General features: G+C 62.5%; 18 protein-coding genes and 1 riboswitch. Of the genes, 12 read left to right on the top strand and 6 right to left on the bottom strand.

Annotated elements, in window-relative coordinates; all coding sequences use genetic code 11:
- Positions 1-55: 55 nt before the first annotated feature.
- On the top strand, positions 56-922 hold the full coding sequence (locus V8Z65_RS03270) for a TIGR01459 family HAD-type hydrolase (protein ID WP_338722498.1): 867 nt from the start codon (positions 56-58) through the stop codon (positions 920-922).
- Between the two features lie 120 nt (positions 923-1,042).
- The gene (locus V8Z65_RS03275) at positions 1,043-2,014 is read left to right on the top strand and encodes a bifunctional riboflavin kinase/FAD synthetase (protein ID WP_338722499.1); all 972 of its coding nucleotides are present in this window, start codon (positions 1,043-1,045) and stop codon (positions 2,012-2,014) included.
- Positions 2,015-2,132: 118 nt separating this feature from the next.
- Here the strand turns inward: V8Z65_RS03275 and V8Z65_RS03280 are convergent, their stop codons facing one another.
- Positions 2,133-3,206 (bottom strand): hypothetical protein, encoded by a 1,074-nt coding sequence (locus V8Z65_RS03280; RefSeq protein WP_338722501.1) that lies wholly within the window; start codon positions 3,204-3,206, stop codon positions 2,133-2,135.
- A 226-nt stretch (positions 3,207-3,432) separates the two neighbouring features.
- Here V8Z65_RS03280 and V8Z65_RS03285 point away from each other — a divergent pair, with 226 nt between their 5' ends.
- The 7 genes from V8Z65_RS03285 (at position 3,433) to rsmD (ending at position 11,684) form a co-directional block, all read left to right on the top strand.
- A complete protein-coding gene (locus V8Z65_RS03285) occupies positions 3,433-3,783 on the top strand; it encodes a hypothetical protein (RefSeq protein WP_338722503.1) in 351 nt (116 codons plus the stop codon).
- A gap of 2 nt (positions 3,784-3,785) precedes the next feature.
- A complete protein-coding gene (locus tag V8Z65_RS03290; RefSeq protein WP_338722504.1) occupies positions 3,786-4,967 on the top strand; it encodes a hypothetical protein in 1,182 nt (393 codons plus the stop codon).
- Positions 4,968-5,046: 79 nt separating this feature from the next.
- Positions 5,047-8,019 (top strand): isoleucine--tRNA ligase, encoded by a 2,973-nt coding sequence (gene ileS, locus V8Z65_RS03295; protein WP_338722505.1) that lies wholly within the window; start codon positions 5,047-5,049, stop codon positions 8,017-8,019.
- 2 nt (positions 8,020-8,021) lie between these two features.
- A complete protein-coding gene (gene lspA / locus V8Z65_RS03300) occupies positions 8,022-8,588 on the top strand; it encodes a signal peptidase II (protein WP_338722507.1) in 567 nt (188 codons plus the stop codon).
- Positions 8,589-8,672: 84 nt separating this feature from the next.
- Positions 8,673-9,368 (top strand): hypothetical protein, encoded by a 696-nt coding sequence (locus tag V8Z65_RS03305; RefSeq protein ID WP_338722509.1) that lies wholly within the window; start codon positions 8,673-8,675, stop codon positions 9,366-9,368.
- A gap of 126 nt (positions 9,369-9,494) precedes the next feature.
- Positions 9,495-11,123 carry a pseudouridine synthase gene (locus V8Z65_RS03310; RefSeq protein ID WP_338722511.1) on the top strand — a complete coding sequence of 543 codons (1,629 nt, stop codon included), beginning with the start codon at positions 9,495-9,497 and terminating at the stop codon, positions 11,121-11,123.
- A gap of 3 nt (positions 11,124-11,126) precedes the next feature.
- On the top strand, positions 11,127-11,684 hold the full coding sequence (gene rsmD, locus V8Z65_RS03315) for a 16S rRNA (guanine(966)-N(2))-methyltransferase RsmD (protein ID WP_338722513.1): 558 nt from the start codon (positions 11,127-11,129) through the stop codon (positions 11,682-11,684).
- 375 nt (positions 11,685-12,059) lie between these two features.
- Here rsmD and V8Z65_RS03320 read toward each other — a convergent pair whose 3' ends face one another.
- The 3 genes from V8Z65_RS03320 to V8Z65_RS03330 all read right to left on the bottom strand — a co-directional run bounded on the left by V8Z65_RS03320 (position 12,060) and on the right by V8Z65_RS03330 (position 14,309).
- Entirely contained in the window at positions 12,060-12,473 is a 414-nt protein-coding gene (locus tag V8Z65_RS03320; protein WP_338722514.1) for a Fur family transcriptional regulator, read from the bottom strand.
- Complete coding sequence (locus V8Z65_RS03325) at positions 12,463-13,281, bottom strand: metal ABC transporter permease (protein WP_338722515.1); 819 nt, start codon at positions 13,279-13,281, stop codon at positions 12,463-12,465. Before V8Z65_RS03325 ends, V8Z65_RS03320 begins: the two co-directional genes overlap by 11 nt.
- Before the next feature lie 212 nt (positions 13,282-13,493).
- Entirely contained in the window at positions 13,494-14,309 is an 816-nt protein-coding gene (locus V8Z65_RS03330) for a metal ABC transporter ATP-binding protein (RefSeq protein WP_338722516.1), read from the bottom strand.
- Positions 14,310-14,513: 204 nt separating this feature from the next.
- Here V8Z65_RS03330 and V8Z65_RS03335 point away from each other — a divergent pair, with 204 nt between their 5' ends.
- On the top strand, positions 14,514-15,497 hold the full coding sequence (locus V8Z65_RS03335) for a zinc ABC transporter substrate-binding protein (RefSeq protein WP_338722517.1): 984 nt from the start codon (positions 14,514-14,516) through the stop codon (positions 15,495-15,497).
- Between the two features lie 37 nt (positions 15,498-15,534).
- Here the strand turns inward: V8Z65_RS03335 and V8Z65_RS03340 are convergent, their stop codons facing one another.
- Together V8Z65_RS03340 and V8Z65_RS03345 are read right to left on the bottom strand one after the other, a co-directional pair.
- Entirely contained in the window at positions 15,535-15,891 is a 357-nt protein-coding gene (locus tag V8Z65_RS03340) for a DMT family protein (RefSeq protein WP_338722518.1), read from the bottom strand.
- A 114-nt stretch (positions 15,892-16,005) separates the two neighbouring features.
- Positions 16,006-16,260, bottom strand: a complete 255-nt coding sequence (locus V8Z65_RS03345) for a DUF2164 domain-containing protein (protein ID WP_338722519.1) — start codon at positions 16,258-16,260, stop codon at positions 16,006-16,008.
- A gap of 98 nt (positions 16,261-16,358) precedes the next feature.
- Between V8Z65_RS03345 and V8Z65_RS03350 the strand changes: the two genes are divergently transcribed.
- Entirely contained in the window at positions 16,359-16,958 is a 600-nt protein-coding gene (locus V8Z65_RS03350; protein ID WP_338722521.1) for a hypothetical protein, read from the top strand.
- A gap of 19 nt (positions 16,959-16,977) precedes the next feature.
- Positions 16,978-17,195: riboswitch (cobalamin riboswitch) on the top strand.
- A gap of 50 nt (positions 17,196-17,245) precedes the next feature.
- Positions 17,246-17,428, top strand: a complete 183-nt coding sequence (locus V8Z65_RS03355) for a CbtB domain-containing protein (RefSeq protein ID WP_338722523.1) — start codon at positions 17,246-17,248, stop codon at positions 17,426-17,428.
- Positions 17,429-17,487: the final 59 nt, after the last annotated feature.

The raw sequence follows: 17,487 nt of genomic DNA on the forward strand, positions 1-17,487 counted from the left end.
CAAACTGCCACATAGGTCTCAGGCTCTCAGTGCCCCACCAGTTCGAAGGCAAACCATGACTGCGCCCTTGCCGACCATATCCGGCCTTTCAGATCTTTCCGGCCGCTATGATGCCGTGTTGAGCGATGTCTGGGGCGTCGTTCACAATGGTGTTTCGGCTTTTCCCGAAGCCGTCGAGGCCCTGCGGACGTTCCGGCAGGGCGGGGGCAGGGTGGTCCTGATCACCAATGCGCCGCGGCCCTCCGCGCCCATCATTGCCATGCTCGACCGCCTTGGGGTCCCGCGCGACGCCTATGACGCTATCGTGTCCTCGGGCGATGCGACCCGCGCCATGATCGAGAAATATCGGGGCAAGCCCATCCATCATGTTGGCCCGCCGACCGAAGACGATGCTCTTTACGAAGGTCTTGATGTGCGCCGCACCGGCGCGGAGGAAGCCGAGGTCGTGGTGGTGACCGATCTCGATACCGATGACGACACCCCAGAAATGTATCGCGACCGCGCCAGGCTCTGGTTGTCGCGAAAGCTGCCCATGATTTGCGCCAATCCCGATCGTGTGGTCGAACATGGCGACAAGATCATCTATTGCGGCGGCGCCCTGGGCGATCTCTATTCGGCCATGGGCGGCATGGTGCACATGGCCGGCAAGCCCTATCCCCCAATATATGAGCAGGCCTTCGCCCTGGCCGAGGAGGCTGCCGGCCACAGTCTCGACAAGTCGCGGGTCCTGGCCATTGGCGACAGCGTGCGGACCGATGCCGCCGGCGCGGCCCAATTCGGTGTCGATCTGCTGTTCGTCACCGGCTCCATCCATGCCGCCGAACTCGACGCATTCGGCAAGCCCGACCCGCAGGCAATCGCCGATCTGGTCGCCCCGAGCCGGGCGCGCGTCGCCGGCTACCTGCCGCGGCTCTCGTGGTAAGCTGAAACGAATTTGCCGCTCCTTCCCACCCGCCCCCTTGAGGGGAGGGTAGCGGCGCTAGGCCGGAAGGCCGTAGCAAAGCTGGGGAGGGGGTCCCTCTGGTCTGCCAGGATTTCGCTCTTGACCTTCACTCGCCTCTCCAGCCTCGATGACCTTCCGGACCATCTGCGCGGCGCCTGCGTGGCGATCGGCAATTTCGATGGCATGCATCGCGGCCATCAGTCGATCATTGCCGCCCTGCGCGCCCGTGCCGAGGCGGCCGGTGTCCCCGCCCTGATGCTGACCTTCGAACCGCATCCGCGCGATGTCTTCGCGCCGGCTCCGTTCATGTTCCGCCTCACCCAGGGCGATGCCAAGGCGCGCCTGGGCGAGGCCATGGGCCTCGATGGCATCATCATTCTGCCCTTCGACCGCGCCTTTTCACAGAACGAGGCGGAAGTCTTCGTCGAACGCATGCTGGTCGAGCAGCTCGGTGTACGCAGTGTCACCGTCGGTGCCGATTTCCACTTCGGCCGCCAGCGGCGCGGCACGCCGGCTTTTCTGCGGGCCGCTGGTGAGCGCCTTGGCTTCGATGTCGAAATTCTTGATCTGATGGACGAGGGCGACGAGCCCATCTCCTCATCGCGCATTCGCGCCGCCCTCAGCGAAGGCGCGGTTACGGCAGCCAACCGGCTTCTGGGCTATCACTGGTTCTTTGAAGGTTGCGTGGTCAAAGGCGACCAGCGGGGCAGGGAACTTGGCTTTCCCACCGCCAATACCATGACGCCCACCGGCTTCCAGCTCGCCCAGGGCGTCTATGCGGTGCGGGCTCGGCTGGGGGGTCGTCTGCTCGATGGCGTCGCCGCCTATGGCAAGCCAATGTTCGACAATCAGCGTCCGCCTTTTGAAACGCATCTGTTCGAGTTCGACGAGGACATTTATGGCCAGACCCTTGAGGTGGCCCTGCTTGGCCATATCCGCGGTCAGGAAGTGTTTTCAGGCCTCGACGAGCTGATCGCTGCCATGGATCGGGACCGCACAAAGGCCCGGGCCATGTTGGCTGACGCGCAGCCAATCAGTTCGCTCGATCGTGCCCTGGGCTTTTTCGGCTAGAGCGTTTCCAGCAAAAGTGGCAACGGTTTTGCTCCTCGGGCTTCGACCCGAGGATCGGAAGCGCGATAAAACAAGAAATTAGAGCAATTTCAGCGTTTCAGCGAAACTGTGAAATACTCTAGCCATCATACATCAGCAGGCGAACCAGTTCGGTTTGCCGGCGCACGCCGGTCTTGTCGAATATGCTGGTCAATTGCGCCCGCGCCGTCGCGTCTGATACTCCCCTTGCATCCGCCGCGGCCTTGCGGCTGCCGGTTTCAACCACGGCAAGGGCCAGCTCGATTTCGGCCCGGGTCAGTCCATAGAGATGTGTCAGCTCGACCATGCGCTGGCGCAGTCGCCGCTTTGGATCGGTTATCATCAAGATCGCGGATGGTCGCTGCGGCGACGAATAGGTGAGCTCTGCAGGGAAGGGCGCGCATTGCACATTCAGCGCCCAGTCCTCCCCCACGATCTGCACGCGGCCGGCGTCCTGATCTGGTCGTGTCAGGCAACGCGCAACCAGTTCGGTCAGGCTCTTGTGGTTCCCAGCAGCGGTGCACCCGAGCTGCCCATTGCGGATATGTATCCGTCCGTCGGTCAGCATGGCCTGCGCCGCCCGGTTGCAGTCCAGAACCCGTCCGAAATGGTCAAGGAATATCGCGCCCTGGCCGGCTATATCCAAAGCGTCCAATGTGGCCCGGTTGGCAAGCTGCAATTGCGTCAACCATTGCCATCGTTCCACCGTGCGTTGCATCTCTGGCGCAATGGAGTGTAACTGCTCGACCTGAGCCGATGTGACCGCGTTTCTCGTGTTGATCACCAGGGTTCCAGCCCAGCCCGTGCTGCTTGCAACATTCAGGGCAACACCGTGATTGAACTTCTGCGGCACGCACCAGAGATTATAGAAGTCGCTCCGCCAGAAATCGGTGATCTCCGGTAAGTCATCGGCCAGCGTTATTGTGCCGATCCCCTGTCTGGCGACTGCGCGCATCATCGCGTTCTGCTGATGAAATGTCTCGCGATAGGTACTGATCCGTGCTGGATCGGTCCGCGGCGCGAACATGTCCAGCTGTCCCTTGCGCAACGCGCCACCAAGCGCCGCCTCCGTCGCACCGATCAGATCGGCAAGCTTGATCAAGACATCGGGCCAGGTCGTGGCTGACGCTGCCATGGCATGAAGGTCGTCGCGTAGTCGCTCAAGCAAATCCATGCGCGCACACTGCCGTTAAGCATGTCCTGAGGCTTAGAACACACGTCCGATGTAGCAGATTTTTGCGGCCGCTAGGGTGAAATGGTCAACAAATGGTTAAGTCGGCACAGAAGAATTGGCGCCCTGGTCTGAAGTTCTAACGCGCGTTTCTATGCCGGCCAGCCTGATTTTTGTTGTGTGAAGCCAGTTTGGCTTCACTCCAAATGTCAGTGTGAAGGAACGCCCCATGCCGAACCAGAATAACGCTGCCCGCCGGTCGCGGCTGATCAGGGCCGTCGCTGCCCTGCTCATGCTGGGCACGGCAATGCCAGCCAAAGCCTTTGATCCCGCCGTCACGGACGAAATCAACTTCCAGGTTAATTGCTACTTTCTCATGTGGACCGATCCGGCCAAACATGTCGAAGTGTGCAATCCGCAGCCCATTCCGACGATAACCAATTCGCTGTCCGATAGTGGTGGCAGTGCGGGACTGCCGCCGGCGCCGACCCCACCGGTGCCTCCGGTCGAGGAAGACGACGACGAGTGTCCATCGGGTCAGGAGCCCACGCCCTGCGGTTGCGCTTATCCGGAAGCCTGATTTTGAAGCGGCGTGTTCTGCTCGCCTGGGAGGGTGGCGCTGGCCGTGGCCATATCGTCACCCTCAAAGTCATGGCTGAGGCTCTGGGCCCGCAATATGAGTACGATGCGGCGCTCTGCCGAATGGATCACGCCGCCGAGCTTTCCCATCTTTGCACGGCGGTCTACCCCTCGGCCGCGCTCTACAATCATCGCAAGATGCGCAAGGCGGCAGGCGCCCCCGGCACGGCGACCTGGGGCGATTTTCTGGGAGATTTGGTCTTCGCTTTCCCCGACCGTTTGCGCCTCCAGTTCGATTGGTGGGTTGAGGTTCTGCGCACAAGGCAGATCGACCTGGTCATTGCCGATTTTGCCCCCGTGTCCATGCTGGCCGCTCGCGCCCTGAATATACCTTTTGTCTGTGTCGGCACGGGCTATTCAGTGCCGCCCCCGGGCATGCCGAGCTTCCCCGTACTGCTCCCGCAATACGACACGCTGGTGCATGACGAAGCCTTGTTGCGCGATAATGCCAATGCCATCCTGTCCGAGTTTGGCGTGCCGCCGCTCCAGCACTTTGCCGATATCTATCAGGCGTCGGTTTCCATGCCGCGCACCATAAGGCAGCTCGACCCCTATGATGGGTTGCGCAGCCAGCCGCTGTTGCCGCCCCTCAACGAGGCGCTACCGCGTGGCGAGCCGGGGGGCGACGAAATCTTCGTCTATTTCTCCACCGCCGAAACCGCCTATGAACCGCTGGTCGATGCCCTCTGTCAGATCTGTCTTCCCACGCGCGCCTATCTGCCGGGTGTTGCGCCCGACATTTCGGCACGCCTCTCCGCCGCAGGTGTTCTGGTCGAAACCGCGCCGGTTCCGGTTGAGTTGATCGCCCGTCGCAGCCGCATTACCCTCAATGCCGGCCAGCACGGCTCGCTCTGCATGGGTCTGGGGCTCGGCCTGCCGCAATTGGCCTTTCCCCAGCATCTTGAGCACGAATATCACGCCCAGCGCGCCGCCCAATTGGGCGCCGTCGATATCGTGCCGCACGAGCGCTTGAATGCCAGCGAAATCGTCGACCGGGTTCGGTCGCTCTATCACGACCTTGCGCGCAACAAGCGCGTGCGGGAGCTTTCAGCTTCGCTCTATCCCGATCTTTTTGGCGATATTGCCGGTCTCGTGCGTCAGAGGGTGGAACCGCTCCTGGCCTGATCGCGGCAAATCACCCTTTGCCCCATTGGCTTCGCCTTGCTAAAAGGCGCGCGACTTCTGCCAAACCGATTGCCGATCCATGAACGACACCGCTCAAAGCGCGACCGAAAAAGACTATTCGGCCACGCTCTTCCTGCCGGAAACCGAATTCCCGATGCGTGCTGGCCTGCCCCAGCGCGAGCCCGACTGGCTCAAGCGTTGGGAAGACATGGACATTTATGAGCGTCAGCGCGAGCAGGCCAAGGATCGCCCGCTCTTTACCCTGCATGACGGCCCGCCCTATGCCAATGGCAATATCCATATCGGCCATGCGCTCAACAAGACGCTGAAAGACATCGTCTCGCGCTCCATGCAGATGCTGGGGTTCAACTCGGCCTATGTGCCGGGCTGGGATTGTCACGGCCTGCCCATCGAATGGAAGATCGAGGAGCAGTACCGCGCCAAGGGCAAGGACAAGAACGAGGTTCCGGTGGTGGAATTCCGCCAGGAATGCCGCGCCTTTGCCGAGCAATGGGTTGATGTCCAGCGCGAGGAATTCAAGCGCCTCGGCATTCTGGGCGAATGGGACAATCCCTATCTGACCATGAGCTTCGATGCCGAAGCCCAGATCGCGCGCGAGCTGATGAAAGTCTCGATGACCGGCCAGCTCTATCGCGGCTCCAAGCCGGTCATGTGGTCGGTGGTCGAGCGCACCGCGCTCGCCGAAGCCGAAATCGAATATGCCGACTACGAGAGCGACACCATCTGGGTGAAGTTTCCCGTCTCCCGCATCCAGTCGGTCGACGGCCACGACACCGACGAGATCATCGCCCATCGCGAGCATCTCACCGGCGCCTCTGTCGTCATCTGGACCACGACCCCCTGGACCATCCCGGCCAATCGCGCCATCTCCTATTCGAGCCGCATCGAATATGGGCTTTACGAAGTCACCGATGCACCAGCAGAAAACTGGGCCAAGGTCGGTGACAAGCTGATCCTTGCCGATAAGCTGGCCGCAGAAGTCTTCGCCAAGGCCAAGGTTGCCACATTCGTGCGCCTGCAGTCTGTTCCGGCCTCGGTTCTTTCGGGCATCTCGGCGCACCACCCGCTGCGCGGCCTCGCCGATGGCTACAATTTCGACGTGCCCCTGCTCGATGGCGAACATGTCACCGACGATGCCGGTACCGGTTTCGTGCACACCGCGCCCGGCCATGGCCTCGACGACTTTGGCATCTGGATGGAATCCACCCGCCTCCTGCAGGATCGCGGTATCGACCCCACCATCCCCTATTGCGTGGACGATGGCGGCTTCTACACCAAGGACGCTCCCGGCTTCGATGGCGCCCGCGTTATCGATGACAATGGCAAAAAGGGCGACGCCAACAGCAAAGTCATCACCGCCTTGGCCGAGCACGGCAACATCATTGCCCGCGGTCGCGTCAAGCATCAGTACCCACACTCCTGGCGCTCCAAAAAGCCGGTCATCTTCCGCAACACCCCGCAATGGTTTGTCTATATGGACAAGGATATTGGCGGCGCTGCCGGCGATACCCTGCGCACCCGCGCGCTGGCCTCCATCGACAAGACCAAATTCTACCCCGCTGCCGGGCAGAACCGTCTGCGGGCCATGATTGCCGACCGCCCCGATTGGGTGCTGTCGCGTCAGCGCGCCTGGGGCGTGCCGATCACGGTCTTCGTGCACAAGGAAAGCGGCGAGATCCTTCGCGACGAAACGGTCAACCACCGTATCGCCCAGTCCTTCGAGGAAGAGGGCGCCGACGCCTGGTACAAGCCCGGTGCCGCCGAGCGCTATCTCGGGTCCGGCTACAAGGCCGATGACTACGAGATGATCCGCGACGTTCTCGACGTCTGGTTCGATTCTGGCTCGACCCATTCCTTCGTGCTGCGCAACAAGCAGAAATGGCCGCATCTGAAATTCCCGGCCTCGATGTATCTCGAAGGCTCGGACCAGCACCGCGGCTGGTTCCATTCGTCCTTGCTCGAAAGCTGCGCCACCAATGGCTACGCACCTTATGACAGCGTCCTCACCCATGGGTTCACCATGGATGGAGAAGGGCGCAAAATGTCCAAATCGCTGGGCAATACCGTCGCCCCGCAGGATATCATCAAGCAATACGGCGCCGATATCCTCCGGCTCTGGGTCGCCTCGTCCGACTATTCGGAAGACCTGCGCCTGGGCAAGGAAATCATCCAGACCACCGTCGATAGCTATCGCAAGCTCAGGAACACCCTGCGCTGGCTTCTGGGCAATCTTGCCCATTTCAAGAAGGACGATGTTGTCGACGCCAAGGACATGCCCGAGCTTGAACGGTTGATGCTGCATCGCCTGGCTCAGCTCGATGCCGGCGTTCGCGCTGCCTATAAGGAATATGACTACCGCAAGGTCGTGACGCTCCTTACCAACTTTATGAATATCGAGCTCTCGGCCTTCTACTTCGACATCCGCAAAGACACGCTCTATTGCGACCCGATCTCCTCGATCAAGCGCCGCTCGGCCCTGACCGTGCTCGATCACCTGTTCAACGCGCTCACCGCCTGGCTCGCCCCCATCCTGGTTTTCACCATGGAAGAATGCTGGCTCGAACGGCATCCCGAAGAGGGCTCGTCCGTCCACCTCCGGCTCTTCCCCGACATTCCGGAAACCTGGCTCGACAATGATCTAGCGGCCAAGTGGCAGCTCATCCGCGCCGTCCGTCGCGTCGTCACCGGCGCGCTCGAAATCGAGCGTCGTGAAAAGCGCATCGGCTCTTCGCTTGAAGCGGCCCCGCAGGTCTATGTCGCCGACGCCCGCTATATCGTGGCGCTGGAAGGTCAGGACCTGGCCGAAATCGCCATTACCTCGGCCATTTCGGTCAAGCAGAACGAGGGCCCGTCCGAGGCCTTCCGCCTTGAGGACGTGCCCGGGGTCTCGGTCGTGCCGGCCCTGGCCGAAGGACGGCGCTGCGCCCGCTCGTGGAAAGTGCTGCCCGAGGTTGGTTCGGACCCCGAATATCCCGATGTCTCCCCGCGCGACGCCCAGGCGCTGCGCGAACGCGCCGCTGCGGGTCTCTGACCTTGGCCGCAATCCAGCGCTTCAATCCCTCGGTGATCGCCTCCCTCATGGTGGCGATCATCGCCTTTGGCCTGGATCGCGCGCAAAAGGCCTATCATATCGCCGCCGAGTGCTACGCCATCGGCCAGGCCATATGCACCAGCGTGCCCTATTTCTTCGAGCCGCTGTCAATGACCGGCTGGCGCGGCGGCGAAATGCTGTCCGTAACCCCGTTCTTCGACTACGTGCTGGTGTGGAATACCGGCATTTCCTATGGCCTGTTCGATAGCCTGCCGGTCTGGAGCCTGGGCGTTATCATGCTGGTCGCCATTTTTGCCCTATCCGTCTGGTGGTGGCGCGCCCGCGATTTCGTCATCCGCCTGGCGCTGGCGCTGTGCATCGGCGGAGCCTTCTCCAATGCCCTGGATCGGCTGATCTTTGGCGCCGTGGCCGATTTTTTTCATTTCCACTGGGGCAATTGGTCCTTCTATATTTTCAACCTGGCTGATGTTGCCATCACCCTTGGTGTGGTCCTGCTCTTCGTCGATCTTCTGGGCCTGTTCAAAGGCCGCCCAAAGCAAGCGCTTTAGCGCCCGCAATCACCATGCTGCCAGAATCTGGTCTTAGCTCTGGGAATGCGCTATAGAAGCCGCCGATATCGTAAGGGAATTTGCATGCCTATTGCATTGTCCAGGCAGAGTGCTGCCATTTCTGCCGCCGCGCGTGCGGGTCTGGCGGCCCTGGGGCTCGTTGCGACCCTGGCACTTGGCGCCTGCACCACGGTGGAAGGCACCAATGCGCTCAGCGACTTCGGCACCTTCGAGCGCGAAGTACTCAATACCACGGCCCGCGGCGTTGGCCTCATCCCCGGCGATCCGCCCAAGGAAGATTTGACCGCGGCGCGCGCGCCTCTGGTCCTGCCCAAATCCACCGGCGCTCTGCCCGCACCGACCACCCAGGTGGCCGCGGCGCAATTGCCCGCCAATAGCGACACCGTGCAGATCGACACCTCCAATCTCAGCGAAGCCGACATTCGCCTGCTGCGCGATGCGCGCGTGGTGGATATGCGCACGCTCGGCGGCCGGCCCTTGACCGAAGCCGAAGCGCGGCAACTCACTGCGCGCATGCAGCGGGCCAACATGACCGTCACCGCCAATAATGATCGTCCGCTCTATCTGCCGCCGGCTGAATATTTCACCCGCGTGGGCGATGCGCAGTTGGTTTGCCGCGCGGCCTCGGGCGAGTTGGTTTCGCTGCGCGACGACCGCTGCCCCGCCGATGTGCGCAAGGCGCTGCAGGTCCAGGGGCCAACCTCGTCAATTTTGGGCACGCAGGATGCCAAGTTGAGCACGACCGAAACCGGTCTTTAGGGCACCGGGCCTTTTCAAGACTATCGGCGGCCGGATCATCCGGCCGCTTTATCTTTTTACCGCGCCGCCCGTCCCAGCGATCCCCGCTGCGGACATTATGGGTCCCGCATGTCAGAAAGTGCTCCAATGAGCGACACATCCAAACAGCCCGAAACCGCCGATCGTCTGGCAAAAGTCATTGCCCGGGCCGGCCTCTGCTCCCGCCGCGATGCTGAAGGCTGGATTGCCGATGGCCGCGTGGCCGTCAACGGCAAAACCGTCCTGACCCCGGCCTTTAACGTCACCAGCCGTGACAAGATCGAAGTTGATGGCCTGCCGCTCGCAGCGCGACAGGGCACGCGTGTCTGGCTCTACAACAAGCCGGCCGGTCTGGTCGTCACCGAAAAGGACCCCGAAGGTCGCCCCACCATTTTCGAGGAGCTGGATCGCAAGGGCCTGCCGCGCGTGCTCACCGTTGGCCGCCTTGATATCAATACCGAAGGCCTGCTTCTGCTCACCAATGATGGCGGTTTGAAACGGGTGCTCGAGCTGCCATCCACCGGCTGGTTGCGCCGCTATCGCGTCCGCGCCTTTGGCCAGGTCACCCAGGCCCAGCTCGATAGTCTCAAGCATGGCATCGCCGTCGATGGCGTCCAATATGGCCCGATCACCGCGACGCTCGAGCGCGAGCAGGGCTCCAATGTCTGGATGGTTCTGGGCCTGCGCGAGGGCAAGAACCGCGAGGTCAAGAACGTCCTGGGTTCGCTCGGCCTCGAGGTCAATCGCCTGATCCGCATCTCCTATGGTCCGTTCCAGTTGGGCGATCTGCCCGAAGGCGGCGTGGAAATGGTCAAATCCCGCATGCTGCGCGACCAGCTCGGTAAGAAACTGGCCGAATCCGCCGGCGTCGATTTTGAAAGCGAAGCGCCCGACATGGTCCAGCCCGCCCCGCGCGACGACCGTCCGGTCCGCTCCCCGCGCGACAGGGCGCCGCTGCGTCCGCGTCCTGCCGGCCGCGATGCCGGTCCCCGCGGTTCCCGCGACGATCGTGAAGAGCGGCCCGTCCGCGTCCGCCGCGTACACTTCGAAAACGATGAGGGCCGCGCCCCCGAGGCCTACGAGCCCAAAGGACCCGGTCGTCAGCGCGCCGATCGCGACGACCAGCCTGCCCGCAGCTTCGGCAGACCCGCTGCTCGTTCCGACCGCGGGGATCGGCCAGATCGCGGCGAAGGCCGCCGGCCTGATGGTGATCGCCCCAAGCGTGATTTCGGCGACCGTCCAAGACGCGATTTCGGTGACCGCCCGGCGCGTGGTCCGCGTCCCGAAGGTCGCTTCGAAGATCGACCGAAACGTGCATTTGGCGACAAGCCCGCTCGCGGCAATTTTGGCGATCGCCCAAAACGCGACTTTGGGGACAAGCCGGCCCGTGGCGGCTTTTCAGATCGTCCCAAACGCGACTTTGGCGATCGGTCCCAGCGCCCCTATGGCGATAAGCCGGCGCGCGGTCCGCGTCCCGAAGGTCGATCTGAAGGCCGTCCCCCGCGCCGCGATGGTGCTCCGGGCGGTAAGCCCTTCGGCGATCGCAAGCCCTTTGCCGGCAAGCGCGATGGCGCCAAACCCTTTGGTGATCGCCCCCAGGGCGGGCGCCCCGGCGGCAAGCCGTTTGGTGGTAAGCCCGGTGCCCGGCCCGCAAGTGGTCGCCCATCGGGCAATCGCCCCACCGGTGGTCGTCCCGCAGGAGGCCGCCCGACAGGCCCCCGCAAGCCGCGGGGCTAGGTCGTGCGCATCGTCGCTGGGAAATTTCGCGGTAAGCAGCTGACTTCGCCATCGGACGATAGCATTCGTCCGACATCGGACCGTGCCCGCGAATCCATGTTCAACATATTGGGCTCACGGCTCGGTCCGGCCCTTGCTGGCAAGCGTGTGCTCGATCTTTTCGCCGGCACAGGCGCCCTGGGCCTGGAAGCATTGTCGCGTGGCGCCGACCACGTCACCTTCGTCGATACCGGCGCTGAGTCCCGCGGCCTGATCCGCGATCACATTCAGGCCTTTGGCGTCGCCGGCATTACCAAGCTGCTGCGCCGCGATGCGACGGCCCTCGGCACGCCCGGCACATTCGGACAGTTCGACCTTATCTTTCTCGATCCACCCTACAATCAGGGCCTGGGCGAAAAGGCGCTGGCCGAACTTGCATCAAATGGCTGGATCGCCCCTGGCGCCACCATTGTCTGGGAAGAAGCCGTCGATGCCGAGGTCACCATTCCGCCCGGCTTCGAGCTGGAAGACACCCGCGAATATGGCGCGGCGGCGATACGTTTCCTGAGCTTTGTCGGCTAGACTCTGTCAGTTTCTGGCGGAAACGCGCGGTTAGTTGCTCCCCTCCCCCTTGAGGGGAGGGGTTGGGGGTGGGGGGCCATCGGTGACCCACAAAACCACCCCCTCCCTCGATCCCTCCCCTCAAGGGGGAGGGAGGCGCAGGACCCACCGATTCCGATCAAATCGAACAAGCTCTAGGGGAGAAGGCCATGAGACTCCGCGCCGTCCCGCAGGGCTGGGCATGCCGGTGGCATGCCCAGAGGGAAGTAGGCCACGAGACCTGCGGTCGAGTGGCGGCTCGAATGGCTGGTAGCAAGGCCGAAATTGGCCGTGGCTAAATCCATTGGAGCGAGCAAGGTGGAGCGTTCTGCTCGAGAATGGCAGCACCGTTCCCCGTCAGGCCGCCTTGAGGCACTCCGCGCATTTCCCACGAATTTCCATGGTCGTGCGCTCCACCTTGAAGCCGGTCCGTCCGGCCCAGTCGCCCAGCCGCTCTTCGATCACAGCGTCGGCGAACTCGTCCACCTTGCCGCAGGCCTCGCAGATGGCAAAGGCAATCAGGCCTTTGCGATGGCAATGTTCGTCGGCGCAGGCAACGAAGGCATTGAGCGATTCCAGCCGATGCGCCAGCCCGCGCTCAACCAGTTTGTCCAGTGCCCTGTAGATCTGTAGTGGCGCCCGCAGGCCTTCGCCGCGCAATTGGTCGAGAATGTCATAGGCCGAAAGCGGCGCAGGGGCATGGTTGAGCGTGCCCAGCACCAGTTCCTGGTTGCGGGTCAGGTCCGCCGGCATGGGATGGTCATGTGCCATTATGTTCTCTCCTGCCAAAAAGCCGCGCCGTCGGCACCGCCAGCGACACGAGAAACAGCGCTAGCGCCATCACCACGATGGACGGTCCCGAAGCGGTATCCCAGGTCAGCGATCCGAACAAGCCGCCAACAACCGACAGGCCGCCCAGCAGCGCCGCAACCATGGCCATCATTTCCGGCGTCGCGCTCAGCCGTCGCGCCGTCGCTGCGGGGATGATGAGCAATGAGGTGATCAGCAGGACGCCCACCAGCTTCATGGCAATGGCGATGACCGAGGCCATCAGCACCATCAGAATGATCCGGCTGACTTCGGGCTTCAATCCCTCGGCTTCGGCCAGCTCCGGGCTCACTGTTGCTGCCAGCAAGGGCCGCCAGTTCAGCACCAGAATGGCCAGGATCGCGGCGCCGCCACCATAGATGATGGCAATGTCCTCCACCGACACGGCCAGAATGTCGCCGAACAGAAATCCCATCAGGTCGATCCGCACTTGCGTCAGGAAGCCGACAATGACGAGGCCGACCGCCAGGCTCGAATGGCTGAGGATGCCCAATAGAGCGTCGGTGGACAGCGTGTTCTGCTTTTGCAGCAGCAGCAGTGCCCCGGCCACCAGCGCGGCCACGGCGAACACGCCCAGCGTCACATTGACCGAGAGGAGGATCGAGAGCGCCACGCCCAATAGCGCGGAATGGGCCATCGTATCCCCGAAATAAGCCATGCGCCGCCAGACGACAAAACAGCCCAGCGGCCCGGTCACGGCAGCAAGGCCGACACCGGCGATGAGAGCTCGCGAGAAGAAATCACCGAACATGCTCTGCCCTTCCGCGCCAAACCTCGGAGTTCTGCTGCTCCCTCCCCCCTTGAGGGGGAGGGCTGGGGTGGGGGGTGGTACGGTGTTCCACCGACGGACCCCCGCCCTCGATCCCTCCCCTCAAAGGGGAGGGAGGCGATGCGGAAAGTGCCGTGCTGTATTTAGAGCGCTGTTCGTCCAATGGCAGGTTGGGCGGGGGTGACACGATCATCTCAATGCCCATGACCATGCTCCCCATGTTCATGGTGGTGATGCACATGTTCGTGCCCATGCTCCGCGCCCACCACGCACCCATCGTCGTGATGCTCATGGTCATGGTGGTGCTCGTAAAGCGCCAGCGCCGAGCCGGCGCGATCGCCGAAGAGGCGCAGATATTCGGGGCTGGTCTTGACCGCACTGGGCGTGCCCCGGCAGCAGACATGCCCGTTGAGGCAGATCACCGTGTCGGTCTCCGCCATCACCACATGCAGGTCATGGGAAATCATCAATATACCGGCCTGTGTCGTGTCGCGGATCTGCCGGATCAACTGGTACAGCGCCACTTCGCCGGAAAAATCCACGCCCTGCACCGGTTCATCGAGCACCAGCAGGTCCGGCTTGCGGATCATCGCCCGTGCAAACAGCACGCGCTGAAACTCGCCGCCCGAAAGTTCCTGCACGGCGGCCTTGAGCAGCCGGGTTGCGCCCACCGCGTCCAGCGCCGCCATAATGGCCTGGGGCGAAAATCGCCCCGTCAGCGTCATCAGCCGCTCCACCGTCAGCGGCAAGGTCCAGTCGATGCTGAGCTTTTGCGGCACATAGCCCACCCTCAGCCCGGGCTTGCGGGTCACTGTGCCCGTGCTCGGCTTGAGCACGCCCGTCGCCATCTTGGCCGTGGTCGATTTGCCCGAGCCATTGGGCCCGATCAGCGTCACGATTTCGCCGCGCGCAATGGTCAGGTCCACCCCTTCCACCAGCACGCGCCCACCCCGGCGCACACCGGCACCGGCTAGGGTAATGAGAGTTTCTCTATCGGCTCGCTGCAGCATCGGGCGGCTCGGCTCCTTCGTTCCCTCCCGTTCAAGGGGAGGGTCGGGGTAGGGGTGCTGCGGCCGGGCGCCTGGAGGGCAAACATCACCCCGCGACCGCAAATGCACTCTTGACGGCATTGAATACGTTATAGCATAACACCGCCGCAAGCGTAATAACATAACATATCGCTTCCGATTTCCCCCTTGCCAAGAGGCCAGACGATGTTCCGCACCCCTCTCACCCTCGCCGCGTTCGCATCCATTCTGTTGACGGGTACCGCCTGGGCCGCGCCGGCCGTTGTCGCCTCGACCAAGCCCATTCATTCGCTCGTCGCCGCCGTCATGGGCGATCTGGGCACGCCCACGCTTCTGGTCAAGGGTGCCAATTCCCCTCACACCTATTCCCTGCGCCCCTCCGATGCGGCTGCGCTGGAAAGCGCCGATATCGTCTTCTGGACCGGCCACGGCATGGAGCTTTTCCTTGCTGATGCGCTTGAGACTTTGTCGACCGATGCCAGGGTCATCGAATTGGCCGAAGCGCCCGGCATCAATCTGCTCCCCGTTCGCGAGGGCGGCACTTTTGAAGCGCATATGCACGATGACGATGGCCATGCCCACGACGACCACGACCACGACCATGACCACGACCATGATCATGCCCACGACGAAGATCACGCGGATCACGAAGACGGCGAAGGCGACATGCATTTCTGGCTCGACCCGGACAATGCCAAGCTGATGGTGACGGAAATCGCCGCCACCCTTGCCGAAGCCGATCCGGACAATGCCACGACCTATCAGGTCAATGCCGAGGCCGAGCTCGAGCGGCTCGATCTGTTGAGCGAGGAACTCCAGCAGACCCTCGCCCCCGTCGAAGGCAAGCCCTTCATCGTCTTTCACGACGCCTACCAATATTTCGAGAACCGCTTTGACCTGACGGTCGCCGGGTCCATCACCGTCTCGCCCGAGGCCATGCCCGGCGCCGCCCGCATCGATCAATTGCGCGCCAGGGTCAAGGAATTGGGCGCCACCTGCGTTTTCGCCGAACCCAATTTCGAGCCGGCCATTGTCGCCACCATCATCGAAGGCACCGGGGCCAAATCCGCCACGCTCGATCCCGAGGGCGCCGCCCTCACTGAAGGGCCGAACCTTTATCCCGAGCTTTTGCGTGGCCTGGCGGCCAGCATTGCCGATTGCCTGGGCTGATATCCCTGTTGCCTCTCTCCCCTTGCGGGAGAGGGGCCTATTTCAAAGGGCCCTTGAAGATGAAAAAGGCGCCCAACGCGATCAGCGCAAAGCCGATGCCGTGGTTCCAGGTGAATTTCTCTCCCAGATAGAACACCGCGAACAAGACGAAGACCGTCAGGGAAATGACCTCCTGAATGGTCTTGAGCTCCGCCCCCGAATAGGTCCCATAGCCGATCCGGTTGGCCGGCACCGCCAGCCAATATTCAAAAAAGGCGATGCCCCAGCTCACCAGCACCACCATCCACAGCGTGGCGCCGGGAAATTTGAGATGCCCATACCAGGCAAAGGTCATGAACAGGTTCGAGGCAATCAGCAGCCCGATAGGGGCCAGCGTGGCAAGGTTGAAACCCAATTATGCACCTGAGGGAAAACCGAATCGCCCCCGGTCCGGGGCTGTCTCGCTTATCTCCTCCTCCGCCGTCCCGCTGGCAAGCGCCGCCGCGCAAACCTGCCCTGCATTCGCTCTTTAGCGCGACGAGCCGGTCACCTGCTCGAGCGAGAAGATCTCATCGCTCACATCGTCGATTTTCTTGCGCACCAGCGCCTGCGCATCATAGAGCCCGCGATTGTAGAAATAGGCCCCCATCTTCTCGGCAAAGAACTGCATCAGCATTTCGGCCGGAATGGCGCCGATTGACTGGTCCAGCTCCTCGCGGAAATAGTCCTGGATATCGGCTACAATCGCCTTGGTTTCCTCGCGGCTGAACGTAATCGGCTTCATGGCTGGCTCCTCTCTTCAGCGCCCGTTCATAGACCGAGTCGCCTCTTGTTCCCCAGTTTGCTTCGCGCCACTCTGGCGCCGTCTGAGGAGATCACGCCATGCCCGTTCGCCCCTGCCTCGTTGCACTGCTCTTGCTGCCCCTGCCTGCCGCCGCAGCCGAAATCGCCTGTGAGGGCGCCTTTGCCATCGATACGTCCGAGGCTAGGCTGATCGAGATTTATGGCGCTGAAAATGTCTGGACCGGCATGGTTCCTGGCCCTGAAGGCACCGAAATGCTCGCCACCGAGGTCTTCCGCGACAATCCCAAGCGCCGCCTGCAATTTGTCTGGTGGAACGAGGAAGACCGCACCGATCTCAGCTTTGCCGAACTGCCGCCAAAGCTGGCCGGGCCCGGTGGCGTGCGCGCCGGCATGAGCGTGGCCGAAGTCCGGGCCATCAATGGCGAGCCCTTCACCATGAGCGGCTTCGGCTGGGATTATGGCGGCCATGCCGGGTTTCAGAGCGGGGCCCTGGCCGACCTGCCCGGCGGCTGCATTCTCTCCCTGACATTCAGCCCCGATAGCTATCCCCAGGGCGTCGATATCGATGCCATCACGGGCGATCGCGAGGTCAGTTCCGACAATCCACTGCTGGAAACGGTCAATGCGCGGGTCGATTTCGTCGCCATTGGCTATCCCCATCCCGACTTCCGCGATTGACCCCAAACCCTCCCCGGCGTAGGTCTTGATCCGTGACGGTTCCCCGCGCCCGAAAAGGCAAGGGGATTAATAGGGAACACGGTGTGGCGTACCCATCAGGGGCCAATTCCGTGGCTGCCCCCGCAACTGTAAGCGGTGGGCGCCCTCCAATGCCACTCGGCATTCAATATGCCGGGGAAGGCGGGGGCGCTGTATTCACCGTGAGCCAGGAGACCTGCCTTCACCCTGATAGTTCAGGAAAACCGGGCAATTTCGCCCTGTCATATTCCGTGCACGGAGGGTGCCACATGAATAATTCCGCCGTTTCGACCGGTCTGGTCTCTCTTTCCCTGTCCCAGCGTCTCATTGCTGGTGGTCTTGCCCTCATGCTGGGTCTGACCCTGCTCGTGGGCACCGGCTTTGCTGGTGATTATCGCCTGCACAATGGCGCGCACGACACCCGCCACGCCATGGGCTTCCCCTGCCACTAAGGCAGGCCATCGCGCCTGTTGGATGCCGCCCGGCTTCTGCACGCGCGACAGCAAAAGAA

Origin of the sequence: Devosia sp. XK-2 (assembly GCF_037113415.1) — a bacterium.
In the GTDB taxonomy this organism is placed as follows: Bacteria; Pseudomonadota; Alphaproteobacteria; order Rhizobiales; family Devosiaceae; genus Devosia.